Source organism: Virgibacillus proomii (assembly GCF_018916875.1).
GTDB classification, from domain to species: Bacteria; Bacillota; Bacilli; order Bacillales; family Amphibacillaceae; genus Virgibacillus; species Virgibacillus proomii_B.
Genome location: NZ_JAHLNO010000017.1, coordinates 21,435 through 43,259, shown reverse-complemented (window position 1 = coordinate 43,259; position 21,825 = coordinate 21,435). Strand labels below are relative to the sequence as shown.

Annotated in this window: 15 protein-coding genes; 5 read left to right on the top strand and 10 right to left on the bottom strand. The window is 36.3% G+C overall.

What is annotated here, in order from left to right:
* Positions 1–507: 507 nt before the first annotated feature.
* Positions 508–1,722 carry an NAD(P)/FAD-dependent oxidoreductase gene (locus tag KQI21_RS06415; RefSeq protein WP_216483319.1) on the bottom strand — a complete coding sequence of 405 codons (1,215 nt, stop codon included), beginning with the start codon at positions 1,720–1,722 and terminating at the stop codon, positions 508–510.
* A gap of 387 nt (positions 1,723–2,109) precedes the next feature.
* Here KQI21_RS06415 and KQI21_RS06410 point away from each other — a divergent pair, with 387 nt between their 5' ends.
* Together KQI21_RS06410 and uraA are read left to right on the top strand one after the other, a co-directional pair.
* Positions 2,110–2,607: an AMP-binding enzyme gene (locus KQI21_RS06410; protein ID WP_216483317.1), complete on the top strand. Its 498-nt coding sequence runs from the start codon at positions 2,110–2,112 to the stop codon at positions 2,605–2,607.
* Positions 2,608–3,277: 670 nt separating this feature from the next.
* Complete coding sequence (gene uraA / locus KQI21_RS06405) at positions 3,278–4,564, top strand: uracil permease (protein ID WP_216483315.1); 1,287 nt, start codon at positions 3,278–3,280, stop codon at positions 4,562–4,564.
* A gap of 393 nt (positions 4,565–4,957) precedes the next feature.
* On the opposite strand, the gene KQI21_RS06400 is transcribed toward uraA, so the two are convergent.
* The 3 genes from KQI21_RS06400 to dacB all read right to left on the bottom strand — a co-directional run bounded on the left by KQI21_RS06400 (position 4,958) and on the right by dacB (position 8,302).
* A complete protein-coding gene (locus tag KQI21_RS06400; protein ID WP_216483313.1) occupies positions 4,958–6,160 on the bottom strand; it encodes a cation:proton antiporter in 1,203 nt (400 codons plus the stop codon).
* A gap of 162 nt (positions 6,161–6,322) precedes the next feature.
* A complete protein-coding gene (locus KQI21_RS06395; protein WP_216483311.1) occupies positions 6,323–6,610 on the bottom strand; it encodes a hypothetical protein in 288 nt (95 codons plus the stop codon).
* Between the two features lie 327 nt (positions 6,611–6,937).
* On the bottom strand, positions 6,938–8,302 hold the full coding sequence (gene dacB / locus KQI21_RS06390; protein WP_216483309.1) for a D-alanyl-D-alanine carboxypeptidase/D-alanyl-D-alanine endopeptidase: 1,365 nt from the start codon (positions 8,300–8,302) through the stop codon (positions 6,938–6,940).
* Between the two features lie 373 nt (positions 8,303–8,675).
* On the opposite strand from dacB, the gene KQI21_RS06385 reads away from it, so the two are divergent.
* Positions 8,676–9,926: a DNA polymerase IV gene (locus KQI21_RS06385; protein WP_216483307.1), complete on the top strand. Its 1,251-nt coding sequence runs from the start codon at positions 8,676–8,678 to the stop codon at positions 9,924–9,926.
* 410 nt (positions 9,927–10,336) lie between these two features.
* Here the strand turns inward: KQI21_RS06385 and KQI21_RS06380 are convergent, their stop codons facing one another.
* Positions 10,337–11,269 (bottom strand): aldo/keto reductase, encoded by a 933-nt coding sequence (locus KQI21_RS06380; RefSeq protein ID WP_216483305.1) that lies wholly within the window; start codon positions 11,267–11,269, stop codon positions 10,337–10,339.
* 420 nt (positions 11,270–11,689) lie between these two features.
* Between KQI21_RS06380 and dpsA the strand changes: the two genes are divergently transcribed.
* Entirely contained in the window at positions 11,690–12,577 is an 888-nt protein-coding gene (gene dpsA / locus KQI21_RS06375) for a dipicolinate synthase subunit DpsA (protein ID WP_216483302.1), read from the top strand.
* Here the strand turns inward: dpsA and KQI21_RS06370 are convergent.
* From KQI21_RS06370 to KQI21_RS06350, 5 genes are all read right to left on the bottom strand, one after another.
* Positions 12,566–12,793, bottom strand: a complete 228-nt coding sequence (locus KQI21_RS06370; RefSeq protein ID WP_216483300.1) for a hypothetical protein — start codon at positions 12,791–12,793, stop codon at positions 12,566–12,568. The genes dpsA and KQI21_RS06370 overlap by 12 nt on opposite strands.
* Positions 12,794–13,349: 556 nt before the next feature.
* A complete protein-coding gene (locus tag KQI21_RS06365; RefSeq protein WP_309245512.1) occupies positions 13,350–16,448 on the bottom strand; it encodes an AAA family ATPase in 3,099 nt (1,032 codons plus the stop codon).
* A 36-nt stretch (positions 16,449–16,484) separates the two neighbouring features.
* Positions 16,485–17,666 carry an exonuclease SbcCD subunit D gene (locus KQI21_RS06360; protein WP_216483297.1) on the bottom strand — a complete coding sequence of 394 codons (1,182 nt, stop codon included), beginning with the start codon at positions 17,664–17,666 and terminating at the stop codon, positions 16,485–16,487.
* A gap of 558 nt (positions 17,667–18,224) precedes the next feature.
* Positions 18,225–18,596 (bottom strand): YuzC family spore coat inner layer protein, encoded by a 372-nt coding sequence (locus KQI21_RS06355; protein WP_216483295.1) that lies wholly within the window; start codon positions 18,594–18,596, stop codon positions 18,225–18,227.
* Positions 18,597–18,898: 302 nt separating this feature from the next.
* Positions 18,899–20,266 (bottom strand): aspartate aminotransferase family protein, encoded by a 1,368-nt coding sequence (locus KQI21_RS06350; protein ID WP_253291334.1) that lies wholly within the window; start codon positions 20,264–20,266, stop codon positions 18,899–18,901.
* Positions 20,267–21,454: 1,188 nt separating this feature from the next.
* On the opposite strand from KQI21_RS06350, the gene KQI21_RS06345 reads away from it, so the two are divergent.
* Complete coding sequence (locus KQI21_RS06345; RefSeq protein WP_216483293.1) at positions 21,455–21,709, top strand: hypothetical protein; 255 nt, start codon at positions 21,455–21,457, stop codon at positions 21,707–21,709.
* Positions 21,710–21,825: the final 116 nt, after the last annotated feature.

Here is a 21,825-nt window from a genome sequence, read left to right as displayed (position 1 = left end):
AGTCGGCCTTCCTTTAGATTCGAGCCGATATTGACTTATCGGCAAGTCTTTATGGCGAAAGTTGTGGTTTTTCTTATACTATAAACCCTAAAATTTTATACTTTCCTATAGTGTAAAAAAGTTATCCATGATGTAAAAGTGGATATATAATTTCCTAGATAATGTAGAAACCAGCTTATGACTTGTCATAAGCTGGTTTCTACTGAATGATTATCTAAAATCACGTTGATCTTCTAGATAATCATTTAACAGCCTATACCCTATCAACGAAGCAATTACTAATAAAATACTACATAGCGTCTTATTTTTCATATTTGTAAAGCCTCCTTATAAAGTGAAACTTCATTCAGTAGGAGTTTTCTTCCATCTCCTACTGAATGTTAGTTGAACAAATCGGGCATTTAGGTGCCGTTTTCTCCCACTTAGACCCTTTTGTATCAACTCAGGTCTTGAAGTGGGAGTCTTACGGTACCTTACATGCGGGATAAAATTTAACGATCTAAGTTCTTAGAAAGGGCGGAATTTTCCTTTTTTAAGCACTAATTTAGGTCCACCCATAAGGAATAGTGAGCGATTATCTACTACTTTTTTCATTGAAGCAGCAGCTTTTCCTTTAATCTTATAATCATTAAAAATGCTTCCAATACCATCAGAAAGACCAAGTGATGCGACTGTACCTTTACTTTCAAATACAAAATCAGTTAATGGTTCATTGTTAAGTAAAGCAACCAAGTTTGCTGCAACAACATCAGCTTCCTGCATGGCTAATTGAGCAGTTGGAGGATATGGACGATCTTCTTCTTTATTCCAAACCCAAGAACAGTCACCCATTACAAATATATTTTCTTCTTCAGGCATACGTAAATCACTATTTACATTCACTTTTCCTTTTACTAATTCAAAGCCCGACTCACCTAGTACAGAGCTTCCCTTTACTCCACCTGTCCAAACAATAGTTCCAGCTTTTATTAGTTCTTTATCTTCTCCAACGATAAAGCCTTCCGGTGTACATTCGGAAATAGGGGCACCGATTTTAATTTCTACCCCGCGATCTTCTAAGGACTTTTTAGCATAAGCAACTAATTCCTTATCAAACATTGGCAGAATAGATGGAGCAGCCTCTACGTTGATAATTCTTACTTTACTGCGGTCGATATCGTATTTTTTACATAACTGCGGTATACGTTCAGCGAGCTCTCCTACAAATTCAATTCCTGTAAATCCGGCTCCACCAACTAGAATATTTAAGCTATGTTCGTCTACTTCTTCCCCACTTTGATATTTAGCAAATTGGTATTCTATGTGTTCACTGATTAAGCGACTTGACTCAATATCTTCAATTGCAAAAGCATATTCAGCCATTCCTTTAATTCCAAAATCATTTGATTCAAAGCCAAGTGCAACAACAAGATAATCATATTCAAGTTCACTGTTTTCTAAAATTACACGTTGTTCATCTTTATCTATTCTTTTTACTGCATCAAATACAAGGCGAACTTTATTTGGGTTAATTACATCACTAATCATCACTCGGGCTTGATTTGGATTAATTGTTCCAGCAGCAACCTCATGTAACCATGTAGATTCATAATGATAATTGTGTTTGTTAACTAGAATAATTTCTGCTTGTTCTGGAGATAGTTTTTGTAAAAGACGTCTAGTTGTCGTTAGACCAGCATAACCAGCACCTAAGATCACTATCTTGGGTTTGTTAAAACTCATAAAACTTCCACCTTCCATATATTTACTTATATATTCACAGGAAAAGCGTTCTCTCTATAATATATGATGATTCAAATATACAATATAGAATCGCTTATACCTATTTTTCAACATATTAATCATAACAAAATTTTTATATTTAATCTAATAACTAGAGACAATTTTCCTATTTATTAACTATTTACCTATTTCATTTGAAACCGAACTTTAATTCTTAGATTTGTACATTTAGGAAAATCTAGTTGCACCCATTGTTTTTTAAACTCATAACTTGCAAGAAGAACTCGTTAAGAAATTTAAAACATTAAATAAAACGCTTTCAAAAAATTATGATATAATTTTTATAATATCGCATATGAAGAATAAAGGAAATAAGGTGGGGTTTTTATGAATCAAACAAAAGTACGTGTTGTTAATCATAAGGGAGAAGATGTTGCTCATAACGGGAAGGAAGTTGGAGATATTATCGTCAAAGGAAATGGAACACTACAGCATGCACAGTTTCATCCAGTGCTGGAAGACGGATGGATTTTCACTGGAGATAAAGGAACAGTTGATGAAGATGGTCGCATTCATGTGAAAGAAGCTCGTAAAGATATCCCGGATGAAGGCATTTCAATTGCCTATTTAGAAAAGCTATTATTACAGCATCCCAAAATAGAAGAAGTGGCTATCATTCCGGTACCACATAAGGAAATTGGTGAAATTGCCCATGCCTTTGTTGTTCTAAAAAATAAACAACAGGTATCTAAGAAGGAAATCCTCTCATTTTGTAAAGAAAAATCTAAGAATTCTTCATGTCCGCAAGGAATTTCATTTGTCGAAGAGTTGCCTAAGACAACAAGTGGAAAGATTTTAAAAGGAGAACTGCAAAAATGGCTTTAAGCGTGCTTGTTAAAAAAGAGTCAAAAAGACGGAGGCGGTTAAGACTGGACTCCCTTGAAAAACTGCGATGGGTTGCTGTCGGTGTTTCCTTAACCATGAGAAAGCTACGATGTATCACTGTCAGAGTTTTACTTGTCCTTGAAAAAGAAATACACTTTTTAAGAAATCTTACTTATCCGTTTGCAGTGCCGACACTAAGCACATCCTGCGCATAAAAGTTCGAAGCGGCGTCGTTTTGGAGTACGAAATGGTTGTATTTAGAAACATAAGCTTGTCAATGAGTTTCAATGGTGTCATTTATACAGATTTATTGAACATCCTCCATAGCACACAGATGGAATTAAGTTCACCGTCCAAAGGCACAAAAGTTCACCTAATTTTTCTAATAGTTTGGATATTTCTAAAGCCTGGAATAGCATGCTGTGTTAAATTTTCATCTTTCTATGATTGACAAAAAGTTTATTAACTGGCATAATAACATAGATATATTTAGACGGTTACCTTTAATTCAGTCCTGTGAGGCTGCTAAGGTGAAACAGATGGAAATCTGTGAATAAGAGAAAAAATGTGTTTTGCTGATCTTCTTATTCAAGCACCCTGCCCTTACAAGGCAGGGTGCTTTTCTGTTTTTAAGTGGTAACTGTTGGAAATTTTCAAGGAGGAACTCAAGATGGCACAACATACAGAAATTCAAGTAGACGAGCGATTGCCTTTTTTAACGAGTCTACCACTTAGTATTCAACATTTATTCGCTATGTTTGGATCTACCGTTCTTGTACCTATTTTATTTGGTGTTAATCCAGCAACGATATTATTAATGAACGGGATTGGAACAATCATTTATCTATTTATTACAAAAGGGAAAATTCCCGCTTACTTGGGATCAAGTTTCGCCTTTATTGCTCCTGTATCTGCAGTTTTAGCAGATTACACAGGTGGTGATGGATATAGTTATGCATTAGGAGGTTTCTTTGCTGTAGGTGTTGTTCTATCTCTAGTTGCATTCATTATTAAATTTGCTGGAACTAGTTGGATCGATGTTATTTTTCCACCTGCCGCCATGGGTGCTATTGTATCTGTAATTGGGCTCGAACTAGTTCCTACTGCAGCAGAAATGGCCGGTTGGATTGCTCCTGCTGGTGCAGATAAGTCATGGACAATAGATCCAGATACAGCAATTGTTTCTTTATTAACATTAGTTATAACTATTGTTTGCTGGGTAACGTTACGTGGTTTCTTAAAAATCATTCCCATTTTACTCGGTATTATTGCTGGGTATATTATCGCCTCTCTTTTCGGTCTTGTCGATCTTACTGCTGTTCAGGAAGCAAGTTGGTTTTCACTACCTGATTTTTACCAAATGAAATTTGACTGGGGCGCTATCTTAACAATTTTACCTGCTGCTATTGTCCTTATTCCAGAGCATATAGGACATTTATTCGTTACAGGAAATATTATAAAAAAAGATTTGACAAAAAAACCTGGTCTTGACAGATCGTTAGCAGGAAATGGAATCTCTACGATTATTTCCAGCTTTTTTGGCTCTACACCTAATACAACATATGGGGAAAACATTGGTGTATTAGCTATTACACGCGTTTATTCTACATGGGTTATCGGGATGGCAGCTATTATCGCAATTATTCTTTCTTTTGTCGGAAAACTCGCTGCCTTAATTTCTTCCATTCCAACAGCTGTTATGGGCGGTATTTCCTTACTTTTATTTGGAATTATTGCAGCAAGTGGCTTACGAATGCTAGTTGAGGCTAATGTAGATTATAGCCGTTCACAAAATTTAATTTTATCAACCGTGGTACTTGTAATTGGTGTAAGTGGTACAACCGTGCAAATCGGTACTGTTCAATTATCAGGGATGGGGTTAGCGACGGTAACTGCCATCATGCTTAGCTTATTCTTTAAGATTTTAGATATCTTAAAACTGTCTAACGAAGATTAACCTCTTAGATTGTTAGAAAGACTTGGCTTGTCGCCAAGTCTTTATGGCGAAAGCTATAGTTTTTCTTATACTATAAACCATAAAGTTTTATACTTTCCTATAGTGGAACAAAAGCTAAAAGCGCTCAAACTGGGAAGATAAAGTGACACTTCATTCAGTAGGAGTTTTCTTCCATATCTCCTACTGAATGTTAGTACCTAGAAGGGTATGACCTAAAGGCCCTTGAACGAATCGGGCATTTAGGTGCCGTTTTCTCCCACTTAGACCCTTTTGTACCAACTCAGACTCTTAAAGTGGGAGTCTTACGGCACCTTACATGCGGGATAAAAATGGATATAACTTCCATACAATAAAAAAACTTCACTATGAGTAACAGTGGAGTTTTTTCATGGACTATACTCTTTTTTCTTTTTGCTGCAACTTTTTCATCATCGGATAAACACCTGCGCTTTGAACGACGAGTGATAGTAAAATAGTTACAAAAATAAGAGCGATTAACAACATCTCATCATTTCCAAAAGTTGCCTTTAATCCAAGCACTAGAGCAATTGACATCGTTCCTTTAATTCCTGCCCACGTTATAATGCCGCAATCTTTTACAGAAATTGTTTTTTTCCATGTCGGCTGAAGTTGTGTAATTATGATAATAACAATAAATCGAACCAACAGTGTTCCGATAAAAATGGCAATCGCAAATAACCATTCTGAAAAAGTGAGGTATGTTGCTGCTTGAATACCAATCAGCAAAAAAATGATGGATAAGATAGTAGGTTCTACAATCCCCCAAAAACCGTCTAATTGTCTGCGAAAATCCTTTTCTTCTATGGTTTTCCCAAATTCATACGACAGCATCATACCGGAAGTGATCGTTGATAATACACCTGAAACCCCAATGAGCTCTCCTAAATAAAAGCTCCCATAGGCCACAATAATGCTAAGCATTACTTGGTATTGCCAATGATCCGTATAGTAAATTGCCTTACTCATAATCCAACCGAATAAAATACCAATCGCTGCCCCACCAAACGAAACAAGTAAAAACTCGTTAACAAATTCAATAAAGTTAAACCCTGTATTCTGTGTATACATCTGTAATAATACACCTAAAACGACAATGCTCGTTCCATCATTAAGCATCGATTCGCCCTCGACTATCTCAGATATTTCCTCATCTCGAGAAGCTTGTTTTAAAATAGCAACAACTGACACCGGATCCGTAGGCGCTAATACAGCTGCTATCAGTAAAGCAGCTAAAAGAGATAGCGGTACAAACCAGTTTGCTACTGTGTAGATGAATATCCCGAGCAGCCCTACCGTTAAAAATAACCCAATCGTGCCTAAAGTTATAATGATATACTTGCTTCTCTGCCATGCTTTGCTTGAAAATTGATAAGCTGAAATAAATAACAAAGCCGGAAGAAAAAATGTAAACAACATTTCTTTTGTAATCATGACATCATGAAAAAACGGGATTATCGACAGAAGAATACCAATTATTACAAGTACTACCGGAACTGGAAAATACGTTTGTTTTTTATCAATGGCAAAAACAAGGTACCCTACTGCTAAAAATAGAAGAAGATGATATTCATTCAAAAAGCCTTCACCCCTACAGGCTGTTCAAAAAGTCAAGCAAACACACCGGTTTTATATTGACTCGTTTCTGGTAGCTCTTTTGCTTAAATGCACTCCTTCTACTGATCAAAAGCTCGCTGCCTACAAACTTACCGATTCGTTACTTCTTTTTTGAACACACATTTAACTAATTATTTTTTCCCAAAATGCAGCAATCCTACGAGGACTCCAATTAAGCACATAATCATCGCAAAAAATCAAAAACGGAATTGCTCCAAATTGATAAATTAGCGACACCGATAATGCCGTTACTAGTCCTCCGCCAAGAAAGGCTTTATAAACTAGCTGTTTATAACCAAATCCTTCAAAGGCTGGTGTATCACCTTTAGGATCGACAATTCGCATTAATAATAAACCTATAGCAGTAATACCTGATGATTGCCCAAAATCACCAATACCTCTTTCAACCAATAGTAAGGGATGATCCGCGGCGCTAACGCTAAAAACCCCCCCTATAATCGAAGATGGTAAAAATAAGTTCTGTAACTAAGTCACTCAGACTCGAATCCACTTTCCAATTAGCAAAAATGCTGCTAAATATAAAAATGCAAATCCAACTTGGTTCGCTGTCATTACCTCAAAGTCCTTTTTTATTTTTTATTGCTATTGCTTTTCCCCTCATAGTTGCCTTTAAAACGTACAGCGTTTTGTTCTAAGACTTCAACGCAAATCCGTCTTCTTAGGACTTGCTCGCTTCCCCAAGAAAATCTACAAACAATATGTCATACTGCCCTTTTTCTACCGTTCCTCAACATGATTTACTAAATCTATAATTTTATCTTCTATGTCTTTTCCTTCATCTTCATCCAGTAAATTATTAATCAAAATGGAAAAAATTAATTTTTCGCCATTTCTTTTTTTTAAGTATCCTGATAATGTGCTTACTCCATCAATTGTTCCTGTTTTGGCACGTACATTTACATGTTGCATACGATTTTGTAACGTACCACCAACCATCCGAGAAACAGCTCCCGCAAGTGGAAGCGAGTATTCAAAAGCAGAGAACCATTCTGCTTGTTGGACCGTATATAATAGCTTTGTTATTTCTGAAGCTGGTATTAAATTTACATGGGATATCCCCGAACCGTCACGTATAACCATTGTATCAGATTTCAAGCCCAATTTTTGTATTTCTCTGTTTAATACATGAATCCCTTTCTCCCAGCTCCCCTTCCCATATACCGTTTTTCCCATTTCTTTTATAAGTACTTCAGCAATTGTATTATTACTAAGCTTCATAAACGGAATAATTATTTCAGCTAATCGCTTCGAAGCATGTCTATACAAAAGTTTTGCAGTATCAGGCACTTGTCCATACCTGATCATTCCTGACCATGTAATACCATGCTCCTTCAACGCCTGTTGAAACATGTCTAAAGCGTATCCGGTCGGCTCCCAAACGGCGATCCATTCTTCTTTCATTTCACCATTTTTAGGTATCCTTCCTGATAGCTTGATCACATTCTCTCCATGATTTCGCTCTATAATTAGATCCTCTATATCTGTTTCTTGCCCTGTAAGCGTATTATTTTCTAATTGGACATACGCTGTTTCTGGCGATATGGTAACGGCAGCTTTTTCACCGTATTTCTCTGGACGAATGGCTACATAAATGGATCCTGCATCATAATCTGTATCTGGAGAAACAGTTAATGCTGAAATTTGTGCTGCATAATAATATTGTTCATCACTCCATATAACATCTTTTGCGAGCCGTTCCTTATCATACCAAGTATCGTCACCAACAATATCACCGCTAATATGTTTAATGCCTAATGTCTTTAACTCAAAAGCAAACGAACAAAAAGTTTCAGGTAATAAGGTTGGATCGCCTTTTCCAACTAAATAAAGATTTCCTGCTACTATTTCTTTTTCTACTGTTCCATCTGTATATAACTCCGTAGAGAACCGATAATTCTCTCCTAAAACAGATAAACTTGCTGCTGCGGTCAAAAGCTTCATATTAGAGGCTGGATGAAGTCTCGTATCCCCCATATACTCATAAATTTGTTTGCCAGTTTCCGCTTCCCTAATGCTAATCCCTATTAGTGCGCCCTTTAGTCTTTGCTCCTGATTAAGATATGATTCTATTTGTCTTTTCATCTATCTTCTTCCCATCTATTTGAAATATTCAAATTTTAATCTTAACTAAAGTAATTCCACGTCAATAAAAATTCTCCTGTTTTCTGTTGGAAGTACATGTTCCATAAAAGGATGAACCTTAAATTTTTAAACCTCCTCCTCTGTAAATGAAAAATTTCTTTTAAACTGTTTTTTTATATTATAGGAAAGTATAAAATTTTAGGGTTTATAGTATAAGAAAACTACAGCTTTCACTAAAGACTTGGCGACAAGCCAAGTTTTTCTAATATTTGTTCACCATTAACAATGGTTATCCAGGAATAAATTCCCACTAGTATTTCCATTGCTAGCGGCATATAATAGGAACGTACGTTCTTTGATTGGAGGATTCATGATGGATTATAGTCCCTATCCACGTAACGATATCTTATGTATCGATATGCGCTCCTTCTACGCCAGTGTAGAGGCAATGAAATTAGGATTAGATCCAATGAAGGATTTACTAGCAGTTGTAGGAGATCCGAATAGATCGGGAAGCATTGTACTCGCCGCTTCCCCAGCACTAAAGAAAAAATACGGCATTAGTAATGTGAGTCGTTTCTTCGAGCTGCCGAATGATCCAAATCTCTATATCGTTCAAGCACATATGGCAGATTATTTAAAAGTATCAGCTGAAATAACTAAATTAATTTACCAATATGTTCCTAAAGAAGCTATTCACCCTTATTCCGTTGATGAGGTATGGGTTACGGTCAATGGATTGCAAAAATTGTTTGGCAATCGACGAGAGGTAGCTAGACGAATTAAAAATGATATTTATGAATGCTTTGGAATTACATGCTCCATCGGTATTGGCGATAATAAATTTCTCGCTAAAGTTGTTATGGATCTCCATGCAAAGCAGCAAGGCATCGCTGAATGCACCTATGAGGAAGTACAACAAAAAATATGGCCTTTTCCTATAGAAGCAATGTGGGGGATTGGCAACAGAATGAAAAAGAATTTGAACAGAATGGGGATTGTAACAATAGAACAGTTAGCCCGTTTTGATTTACGTCATTTAAAAAAACGCTTTGGCATCATGGGCGAGCAATTGTATTGGCATTCTTGGGGGATCGATTTAAGCCCCGTACTAGGAAATTTTATAAAAACAGAACAAAAAGGATTTGGACATGGTATCTCGTTACTACGTGACTATTCGAAAGCGGAAGTAAAAGTTTGCATACTTGATTTGTGTGAAGAAGTTTGCCGTAGAGCAAGAGCCGCTAACAGGGCAGGAAAAACCATTCAATTAGGAATCGGTTATTCAAAAGTAACAGGAGGCGGATTTTCACGTTCTCAGTCAATTTCCCTTCCTACCAATGTTACCATGGATATGTATCATGTTTGTCTAAATTTGTTCTTACGGTTTTATGATGGAGTAAGTAGCATCCGGAGGGTTTATGTAACATTAACAAATTTATATGTAAAACAAGATACTCAGCTTAGCTTATTTGAAGATCGTGCTAAGAAAAATGACATTGGTTATGCCATGGATGCGATCCGTTCTAAATACGGTCCTACCTCTCTTCTTCGCGCCATCAGCTATACCGATGCTGGTATCACCATCGAAAGAAGCCATAAAATTGGCGGACACTATGCATAGATAAATAGAATAAAAGCTAGAAGAACTCGTTTAGCAACGTACAAACTGGAGACCATCTGAAGCGATACAGTGAAACTTCATTCAAGACCCCAACGAATCGGGAATTTAGGATCCATTTTTCTCATAAAGTTCATAAAATATAAAGGGATAAAAGAAAACATGCCTCTATACAGGGGTATGCCAACACCTGAGCGGCGAGCCCGCTATTTGGTCGGCCTTCCTTTAGATTCGAGCCGATGTTGACTTTTATCGTAGAAAGAAGATCGAAATTTGCTAGTCGTTTGAGCGCTTAAGCTAGACGATAATGCTACTTTCAAAAAAGTTATCCACCATGCAAAAACGAATATAATATGCTATACAATGGTAAAACGTTTCGTGAGGATTTATCCCCCACGAAACAAAAGGAATTCTTAAGAAAAAATATCGCTAATAAGCTGTACATCTTCTTCAGAGAGTTGAATTTCCGCAGCACGCATATTACTAATCACCTGGTCCGGCCGTTTAGCTCCAGGAATAATGACATCAACAGAAGGACGAGTGAAATACCAAGCAAGTACAACATGAGCAATTTCTGTATGATATTTTTCAGCAAATCGCTTTAATTTTGCTACTTTAGTGAGATTTGCCTGGAACTTTTCACCTTGGAAGTTAGGATTATCTGCACGTAAATCAGTAAAAGTCTGATTTTTATTGTATTTTCCGGCAAGCAGGCCTGATTCTAAAGGAAAATAGGGAATAAAGGAAATTTCTTTCTTCCCTGTATAAGGGAAAAAGATAGTTTCAGCATCGCGCTTTAGCAAATTATATTCAGCCTGCAGCACATCAACATACCCATCTTTATTCGCTTCTTTCAACTGTTCTAATGTGAAGTTCGATACACCAATGGAGCGAATTTTTCCTTCATCTTTTAATTCTTTTAATGCCCCCACTGCCTCATCCTTTGGCGTATCTTCATCTGGAAAATGAATATAGTATAGGTCGATATAATCCGTTTGTAAACGGCGAAGACTGTCCTCTACTGACTGTTTTAAAAAAGCTGGTGAGTTATCTATTACAACTTCCTCACCAACAAATTTATGTGCTCCTTTTGTCGCAAGAACAATATCTTCACGTTTATATTCTTTAATAACTTCACCAATTAATTCTTCTGAACGTTTAGGACCATAAATAAATGCCGTGTCCAGCATATTAATTCCATGCTCTAATGCAGTACGAACCACATTCTTTCCTTGTTCTTCATCTAGCATATCTGGATAAATATTATGACCGCCAACAGCATTCGTACCTAGTCCAATTGGATAGACAGAAATATCAGATTTTCCTAATTTAACATAATTCGCCATTCAATAAATCTCCTTTCAAATATCATTATACTTTTAATTTACCATGAACTGTAAATTTGATAAACCCTTTAATCAAAATAATTCCAATAGTTTATAAAAAAGCAAGCAAATACGCCAACTGTTTATCATTTTTATCCCGAATGTAACTAACTGGCCATAAGACCTCTTTTCCGTAATATGAGGTGAAACCTAGGAGGATAAGTAGAGGATCCAACTGCAAGTCAAATGTCCGATTCTGTTCAGAGACCTTTAGGTCATACCCTTACGGTACTAACAATCAGTGCGGGGAAACAGCCCCCTCTACTGATTGAAGATTCACGTTATGATGAAATTATTAAAATTATTCATACTTCCAGTAATATTATTATAGAATGAATAGGTAGAGGTAATTTAGTTTTTGTAAAGAAAGGGGATGTAAGTATGTCTGATAAAAAACATGTACTGATTATGGGAGGAGATGCAAGGTACATACATGTAATAAATTTACTGGCTGATACTGACATACATCTTTATTTAATTGGATTTGACCACCTATCTTTTGAGAAAAGCAATATTAAACATACAGAATTAGAAAATACGAATCTTTCACTACTGGATGCGATCATTCTTCCAGTTGGCGGAACAGACGAAAAAGGAAAAGTTGAAGTAACTTATTCGGATAAAGCTCTGTTTCTTACCGAACAAATTATCTCCTGTACACCAGAACATTGCACGATTTATACAGGTACTGCTAATCATTATTTACAGCATATTTGTACAGCCACTAAAAGAACATTAGTAAAAATATTTGAACGTGACGATGTGGCTATTTATAATTCGATTCCTACAGCAGAAGGAACCTTGAAGCTGGCAATGAACGCAACGGATGAAACGATTCATAACGCAAATGTGTGCATCTTGGGGTTTGGCAGAGTGGGGAAAACGGTAACACGGCTATTTGACGCAGTTGGTGCCAATGTAACGGTAGTAGCGAGAAATCAAGCTGATATCGCACGTATTACGGAGATGGGATTAACAGCAGTTAAACTCCAGAACCTAAATACAGTAATAAATGAAATGGCGATTTGTATAAACACTATTCCGCATCCGGTGATCGATGAGGAACTTCTCTCTAACATGTCATCCTCTATTGTGATCATTGATCTTGCCTCTAAACCTGGAGGTGTAGATTTTTCCTTTGCTAAAAAAGAGGGGATTCAAGCGATTCATGCACTCGGATTACCAGGGAAAACAGCACCTAAGACAGCCGGAAAGATTATTGCAAGCGTATTGTTAGAAACAATGAACGTTTCAGCTTTATCCGTATAGAGTCTTCTTTCCAGGAACAAAAGCGAAAAGCACTCGTCTAATAACGTACCAACTGCAAGGGGCACTTTTCTCCTTGAAAAAGAAGAACACTTTTTCTGCGTGCGATGTCTCGCTGTCGTGGTTTTTTCTTGTCCTTGAAAAATCACGAAGTATTGCTGACGTAGCTTCTCTGTCCTTGAAAAGGAATTCACTTTTCTGTGTGCGATGCCTATTCAAGCAGTCTCTTTTGTTCGTCGCCCGAACGAATTGGGGATTTAAGAGCCATTTTTCTGGATTATGTTCGTAACCTCAAAAGCAGATATTTTGGAATAAAAAAATACGGTTCCTTACAACAAGATAAAGAAAACATGCCTCTAAAACAGAGTTATATCGACGTTGAACGGCAAGCCCGCTTTTAACCGGCCTTCCTTTAGATTCGAGCCGATGTTGACTTCTTGTAGGAAGGAGATCGAAGTTACTAGCAGCACAAACGCTTAAGCAGACGAAACTACTTTTAAAAAAGTTATTCGCCATGTAGAAACGGATACTGTTTTTAGAGAGCAAAAAACCGGGAAAGTTCCCGGTTTTTAAATAGAATATTTTTTTAGCCCCCTTTAAAAGAACGAGACGGGCGTTACAGACGCAAGTTAAAGAGCTTAGACTCTAACATAAGTTTTCTTACACACGATGTTATCAGCTTTTCCTGACTCGGTCTCAGTTATTATTCAGCAAATACCTTGCTCCCATACACTTAATAAAAAATGCTGCATCTAAATCCAATGATTCATCAGCATTATTTAATTAAAAACTTAGTTCTGCTAGAGCCTTCTTTAGACTTAGACACCTCAAGCACAGCAGGAAAAATCGTCTTTAATTCTTGCACGTGAGAAATAACTCCAATCGTCCTTCCTGAATGCTGGAGATCTACTAATGTATCAATGGCTTTATTTAATGCTTCCTCATCCAGCGTTCCAAAGCCCTCATCGATAAACATTGTATCAATGGAGATGGCTCCTTGAAAGCTTTGGATTACATCAGACATTCCAAGTGCTAAACTAAGTGAAGCATTAAACTTTTCACCGCCTGATAATGTCTTTACATCTCTCGTCTGACCTGTGTATGCATCATAGACATCCAGAGCAAGCCCACTCTGTCTTCCATGGGATTCTTGGCGGTCACTGCGGATAAAGGTATATTGTCCATTTGATAATTCCTTCAATCGTTCATTTCCAGCAGCAATAATTTGCTCTAAATATTCGATTTGCAAATAGCGTTCAAATGATACTTTACGATTATTTTGCCCCCGAATCATATCGTACAAATCGGTTATGATCTGTAACTGTTGTTCTCGTTTATCTGATCTTTTGCTTGCTGTTTGAATATTTTGCTTTAAGGCTAATGCCTCTTGATAATATTGCTTGGATGCATTCCATTTCTCCATAGCTGTTTCATATTTATCCTTCAATTGGTTTAACTCGTTTTGGATGCTGGATAAATCCAATTGTTGTTTATCCTTTAGCATTGCTTTTAATTCCTCTGCTTGCTTTTGTAAAGTCGCTTGTGTTTGTCTAAATTGCTCAAGTTCTTCTTTTAATGCTAAACGGTGGGATTCTTTCATTTTAGCTGCTTGATAGCTTGCTTCAGAGGAAAAATGTTGTTTTTCCAATGCATGCTTAAATTGATGAACTGCTTTTTCACGTCTATGAATCGTTTCTTGTAATTGCTTATGTGCGTGAGTAACCTCTGAAAGGGCCTTGGTTTGTGCCTCTTTAGATTGCTGTTGCTTCTTTTGTGCCTCTTCCCATGCCTTTTCCAGTTGCTTTAATTGTCTTTCTGTTCGTGTTATTTGCTGGTTTAGATCTGTCAACATTCGCATGTTTTCAGGAATGGATTTTATTCTTTCCTGATAGCGCGCTTGTGCTTCAGCTAGTTCCCTCTCTAATTGATGATAATGTCGTTCTTGCTGTTTCTGGTTATCTTCCAACTCTTTGTAGGAAACTCTCAGCATCTCCGTTTGGCGTTTCAATCCGGTTAGTTTAATACGTGTTTGCTTCAGCTGTTCAACCTTGTTGCTTAATTGTTTTCCTGAAAAAGCCAACTGCACTTCTTTTTGCTTTACTGCTATCAATTCTATTCCATGTTTCTCCACATCTATTGCTTTTTCTTTCATCTGTTCCTGAATGGCACTTAATTTAGCTGCAACTTCTCGATACTCTTTATCTAATCTATCATATTGCTGCTTCGCTTTTTCCAATTGTTCTTTAGAAACAATCGCCTTTTGCTGATTTGCTTTATGTGGGTGGTTTAAACTCCCACAAACAGGACATGCCTCACCATCATGTAAATGTGTCGCCAGTAAAACCGCTTGATTATTCATCCATGTTTGCTCCAGCTTATTGTAGGTTATTTTCATTTGCATGGCTACTTTTTCTTTTTGATTTACTTCATTTTTAAGTAGAATTTGTTTTTCAGTTAACCTGCTATATTCATGTACAAGCTTGTATTGTTCACGCATTATATTTAATTGCTCTTGCATATCAGGAAGCTTATCTACGGAGCTCTCAAGCTGATTTATTTGTTTATCAAACTGTTCAATCTCTTTACTTTGTTTACCACGCTTATCATCGATCGTATTCAATACCTCAGAAGCAGCTTTTTTTTGCCTTTCTAATTCACTTAGATGCTGTTTCATTTCATCTATTTGTTTAACTGTTGGTAAATAATCATTTAATTTATCTAGTTGCTTATGAAGAGCTTCTCTTTCTGACGCACGTTTTTCTTCCGTTTTATACAATGCATCTGCCTGCTCAACTTGTTCATTGATGAATTGTTTATTTCGCTCTGCTACTTCCAAAGCCTGCATTTTATTTTCTTCTTCCTGATGCCATTCTTTCTGCTGCTGTTCAAAAGGAATGATTTGCTGAGCTCGTTCTGCTTTGTTTAACTGTTCCTTTTTCTGGTTATAAGCTGATTTCTGTTGGTCAAGCTCTTTTAAGCGGGACTCTTTTTGCTTGAGTTCGATAAAACGTTCATTTACCGCTTTTGCTTGATAAAACTCCTTTTGCTTTTTATCATGGTCCAGATAAGCACGCTCATATATCTGTTTACCTTCTGATATTTTGCCCTGATAGTACAAACATTCTTCATCTAGACCTTGTAATATCTGATTCATATTATAATTTTCTTGCTCTAATGTTTGAAATAGGGAAGATTCTTTTCTGATTGGAAGTGTTGCATAAATATGAGCAATGTATTGTTGACGTTCTTGTTCTGCTTGCCTAAAAGCTTCTTCTGTCTCTTGTTTTTTTTGTTTAAATCGGTCTCCAATTGCCTTATAGGTTTCCGTTTTAAATAGTCTGCGTAAAATTTCCTCTTTGTTTTCGGTTTGTGATGTTAATAATTTACGAAATTCCCCTTGTGGTAACATAACGATTTGCTTAAATTGATCCTGGGTTAAACCGATTAGCTGTTCAATTTTTCTGTCAATCTCCGATACGATTTGTCTATCTACACAAGGAACTTCTTCATCATCGGTTATTTCAAAAAACTCGTATCGTTCTCCAGTTTTGGTCTTATTTCCTTTTTTCACATGTCCCATTTGCCGTAAAATCCGATATGTTTTTCCTTTTAAACGAAACACCAGCTCCACAGCTGTATGTACATGATCATCTGCAAAGTGACTTCTTAGCATTGCGTTATTTTCTCGATCTTGGCCACTAGCAGCACCATATAACGCAAAACAAATCGCATCAAAAATGGTTGTTTTTCCCGCTCCAGTATTACCAGCGATAACGAACAAACGACGATCACCCAACTCATTAAAATGAATGACCTCTTTATCCTTATACGGCCCAAACGCAATCATGGTTAATTTTACTGGCCTCAACTTCACTCACCCTTTCCAACTCCATCAACTTCACAGCGTTATTTAATTGTTTACATGAGCCATATCCTTTGTTTCGTTTTGATCTGTTAAAAGATCATTCAATACTTCCTGGAACATCTTAATCGTTTCTTCATCTGGTTCATACCCTTTTACTTCTTTGTAAAAGGCTTGAAATAGTTCAATATCCGTCATTTTTGTCCGTTCAACCGATTTGACCTGATTAGAATTACCTGATTTTACAAAGTTGATTTTTCGTTCTACATGCATCGCATTAGGATAAACCGAGCGTATTTTTTCCATTGGCGAAAGCACAGGCGTTTCATCCGTTAATTTTACAAACACATAATCTTCGTTAATCGACTGTTGCAGGAGTTCTTTTAATGAACCTTCTACTGTTCGTATATCTCTTTTTGGTGTCAGCAATTTTTTTTCAAGTTCGACATTCCCTTCTCCATCCATTTCTACCATTAAAAATCCTTTCCTATGATACTCTTCTGAAATAGAATACTTTAATGGTGAACCGGCATAGCGAATGGTTGGTTCGTTTACATAATGAGCTTGATGGAGATGACCTAGTGCCGTGTAATGAAAGTTTTTAAACCGTCTTGCATCCACATATTCAGAGCCACCAATCGCAAGTGGACGTTCCGATTCACTTGTATTAGCTTCTTCTTCACCATAAGGCGTAACAAACGCATGTCCAACAAAAACATGTCTTGCATCTGGTTCCATTGTAGCTTCTATCTGTTCAATAATTTTTCCCATTGCATCATTATGATTACGGATTTGATCATCACCAAAAACGTTACGAACAACAGTTGGATCACAATAAGGGATGAGATGAAAATGAACTTCACCATGCTTATCTTGTAAAACAACAGGCTTATTATGTTTAGACAGCTGTCCAACAATATACAAGCCGTTTTCACGCATGATTTTGCTGCCAAAGTCCAGCCGGCTGGGACTATCATGATTACCTGCTATAGCTAGTACAGGAATATTCAATTGCAGTACGATCTTACCCAAGATTTCATCTAGCAAATGCACTGCTTCTGTTGGCGGAACCGCTCGATCATAAAGATCTCCTGAAATAATCACAGCATCTGGCTGTTCATCTTCAACAGCTTGTACAAACTCTTGCATAATATGTCTCTGATCCTCTGTCATGTAAACACCTTGAACAAGCTTTCCAAGGTGCCAATCGGCAGTATGAAAAAATTTCATCTATGAAACTACCTCCCCCAAGTGCATGTTATATTAGAAAAACTTGGCTTATCGCCAAGTCTTTAGCGAAAAGCTGTAGTTTTTCTTATACTATAAACCATAAAGTTTTATACTTTCCTATAGTATAAAAAATGAAGATTATATTTAGCTAAATAATCTTGCTAACTAAACATATCTAACATTGGTTTTTACTATATTTACAGTATAAAGCAAATTCTATCGTCTAACCAGCTGTTCCAATTGCAAATTTTTATTGCTTCGTATATTAGTATTAAACAACCAAAATGAGTGATCAAAGGGTTATTAGAAAAACTTGGCTTGTTGCCAAGTCTTTAGCAAAAGCTGTAGTTTTTCTTATACTATAAACCATAAAGTTTTATACTTTCCTATAGTATAAAAAAAGAAATCGGCTTTTTCTTCGTGAATACTATTGCTGTAAAAAACCTTCCTTTTCTGAACGAATCAACTATTTAAGTGCCGCTTTGCACGGACACACTAACATTTGCTATTCCGTTCCTTATATATGGGGGAAGTATTCACTTTGTAATAAACGCTATTTTAACTCCACTTTAATGCCAGTGTTAACGAACAGCAAGCTGGTACGTTCTCTACTGTTTTTTGTCTAAATCTTAGCTGTAAATAATCGGGATTGAATTTAACATCTACGATTGACTTAATATTTAGAGATTTAATTAATCGTTTAACTTCCTTTTCATCTGACTTTTGCGCTGCATTCATTACTTGCTTATCAAATTGTTTGGAAGTGGATAGTTTATTTAAAACAATATGAGCATCATTCATTAATTGTTTAATTTCATTAGCTGAAGCAAAAAAATGTGTTGTATTAAAAGGTGGAAACTGTTGTCTAGTACGATACATAGGGACCAGATAAATCAACCCGGGATACATAAGATATGGGTAACTGAACATATATTTCTTCTCCTTTATACTACGTGTTGATAAGAGGATAAGCAGAACGACAGTTGTGAAGACGTTTTTACAGGTAGAATGTACACTAAAACTTCAAAACATATAACACAAAAATCGGCTACCCCATAATTACTACACTTTTTGAATATCCTCTTATATTTTAAAAACCTGTTCTATAGCCTATGCACAACAGTTTAGAAAAGCCACTACCGACAAAAACAAAAAAGATGAGCCCATTTTATTTGAGTTCATCTGCTAAGTGTAAAGCTGTTTTTCTGAATAACACTTCCTCTACTTCTGTACTAATTCGTTTTTTTATGCTTATGAAACACTTGTTTCAATATAGTAATGATAAATGCTATTTCTTCATCGCTTATGGATAAAGGCGGACATAACGTAAGAATATTATTATAACCGGCAACCGTATCCCCGTTCCTTCCAATAATTAATCCTTTTTCTTTACAATCACTCATTATTTTCCCAATCATATCGGGACTTATAGGCTGTTTCGTTTCTTTATCTTCAACTAATTCAATACCTGCTAATAAACCCAATCCTCGTATATCACCAACATATGGATGATCATACAGTACTTGTAACTCCTTTAGCAGTTTTTCGCCATATAAAGCTGCGCGATCGGATAAGTTTTCTTCCGCGATAATCTCCATGTTTTTTAGCGCAACTGCACATGCTGCCGGGTTTCCTCCAAATGTATTCACATGGCGAAAATGAGAACTCGCTTGTTGTTGTTTAAATACCTCATAGATATCTTTTCTTACAGCCGTAACAGATAATGGTAAGTACCCGCTTGTAATTCCTTTTGCCATTGTAATCATGTCTGGTTTAATTCCAAAATGCATGTGTCCAAACATCTTACCAGTTCTCGCAAAACCGCAAATCACTTCATCTATGATTAGTAATACACCATGACGCTTACATATCTTTTCTACTTCCTTAACATAGACAGGGTGTGGAATTAACACTCCTCCTCCAGTTATTAATGGCTCCATAATCACAGCTGCAATGGTTTCTTTTTGTTCCCAAATAATTACTTCTTCCATTTCCTGAGCCTTTTGTAAATTGTATTGCTCTTCGCTTAAACTGGCAGGCTTTCTATAATTATCTGGTGGTGCAACATGTAAAAACCCTGTACTTAGCGGTTCATACTTATATTTCCGAAGTGCTTGACCAGTAGCAGATAGTGCCCCCATGGAACTGCCATGATATGCTCGATAACGGGAAATTATTTTGTATCTAGATGGATCTCCATTTTGCTGGTGATACTGACGAGCAATTTTAAATGCTGTTTCATTCGCGTCCGATCCGCTATTCGAATAAAAAAATACATACTCATCATCCAGTAAATGATTTAGTTCTACCGCTAACTCAATCGCCGGAGGATGACTTTGTGTCATAGACATATAAGCCATCTTTTTGATTTGATCGTAGGCTGCTTTTGCCAGTACCTCACGTCCATAGCCCACATTCACACACCATAGCCCTGACATTCCATCTAAATATCGCTTTCCGTCATGTCCCGTAATCCATACCCCATTTGCTTCTTCAGCAATTAATGGCTGATTATGAGCACTAAATTTAGAAATGTGATGCCAAACATTTTCTTGATCTTTACGAAGCAATCCTTTTGTTTCTTTGTCCACTCGGTTCAATTTATCTCTCCTTTTCATGTTATTTGTTGAAGAATAAAAGCATATTCACCTTGGTCGACCCTTCACCAAGCACGAGGAAGCTGTTGCCTCCACAAGGGAAGCGACCTTCGAGGGCTAGGGCTTGAGGACGGCAGCTAGACGATATTACTTTTCAAAAAAGTTATCCACCACGTAAAAACAGATATTGTTTCCTAGACAATTAAAAACTTAGTCCAAGCTATTTTTTAGCTGTGCTATACGTAAAAGCTAAAGCATTTTTATACCTCTGATGAACATTGTCCAAATTTTATACGTCTTTAACGTCTTAAAAACGATGGTTATTTGGATTGTCTTTATCCTTCATCATAATTATATTCTACAAATCATTTTAAATATTCTCATTTTACTGGTTGTTAAATCTTTTAATATCTTCTTTAACTTTTAGGAGGATTCTTGTGAATAAATTGATGGCACTACATTAATTGTATCTGTTGATGGTAAAGATGTATTGTCACGAAAAACTTTAAAAAACTAAATTACTTGCAGGAGCCAATCGGATTAGATAGGCAAATTTAATTACACAAATTCTAGAAGTTAATAATGTTGATTCTCTATTAAATAGTAATGAACTAATTTTTACAACTGGAAGTAATTTATTTACCAAATCATACTACCTATGAGCGACTGCTTGAAAAAGATGAGGCAGGGATTTGCATTGAGAGAGGAGAATATTTTGAAACAAATTCGCCTAAAGTGAAACAATTTACTGATAAGCATGCTTTTCCAATTATTATCTTTGGGAAATTGATAATTTTGTAGATATTATACAAGCTTTACATAGCATGTTGATAAATCCCATATCATCAAAACTTCATCAATTAATCTAACACAGCATTTAATGAACTTTCACTAGCCCCTAATTACATTATGAAAATTTCACAAGAGCTATATAATTATCAAAGACAAAAAGTTTTATGTATATTCGAACAAACAACGGTATATTATTATCCGCCTAAAATGAAAGAGTTACATGCACATTCCTATATTTGTTTTTAAATGAATTAACCCATCATTCCATTTCCAAAATTTTAAAATGGCCGTATGCATCTTGCCAATTATTGTTTTCGGAAACACATGAGGTATTTATGTTTATAAATAACATTACCAATAAATAATGAGTTTTTATTATCCCTTATAAACAGAGCTTCGATGGCAATTGCACAAATTCTATTAAGAAATCGCACCTTAGAAAAGCGAAAATTAAACACCGAAGATGAACTTGTAAAAAACCTACTACAAGGTAAGAATACGATGAAACAGAGCGTTTATTTATTGTTAGACAAACACTTTACCATCGCTTACCAAGATAAAACAGTCATTAGGAAACGAATTTATAAAGTGAAACTTCATTCAGTAGGATTTTTCTTCCATCTCCTACTGAATGTTAGTACCACAAGGGTATGACCTAAAGGACCTTGAACGAATCGGGCATTTAGGTGCCGTTTTCTCCCACTTAAACCCTTTTGTATCAACTCAGGTCTTGAAGTGGGAGTCTTACGGCACCTTACATGCGGGATAAA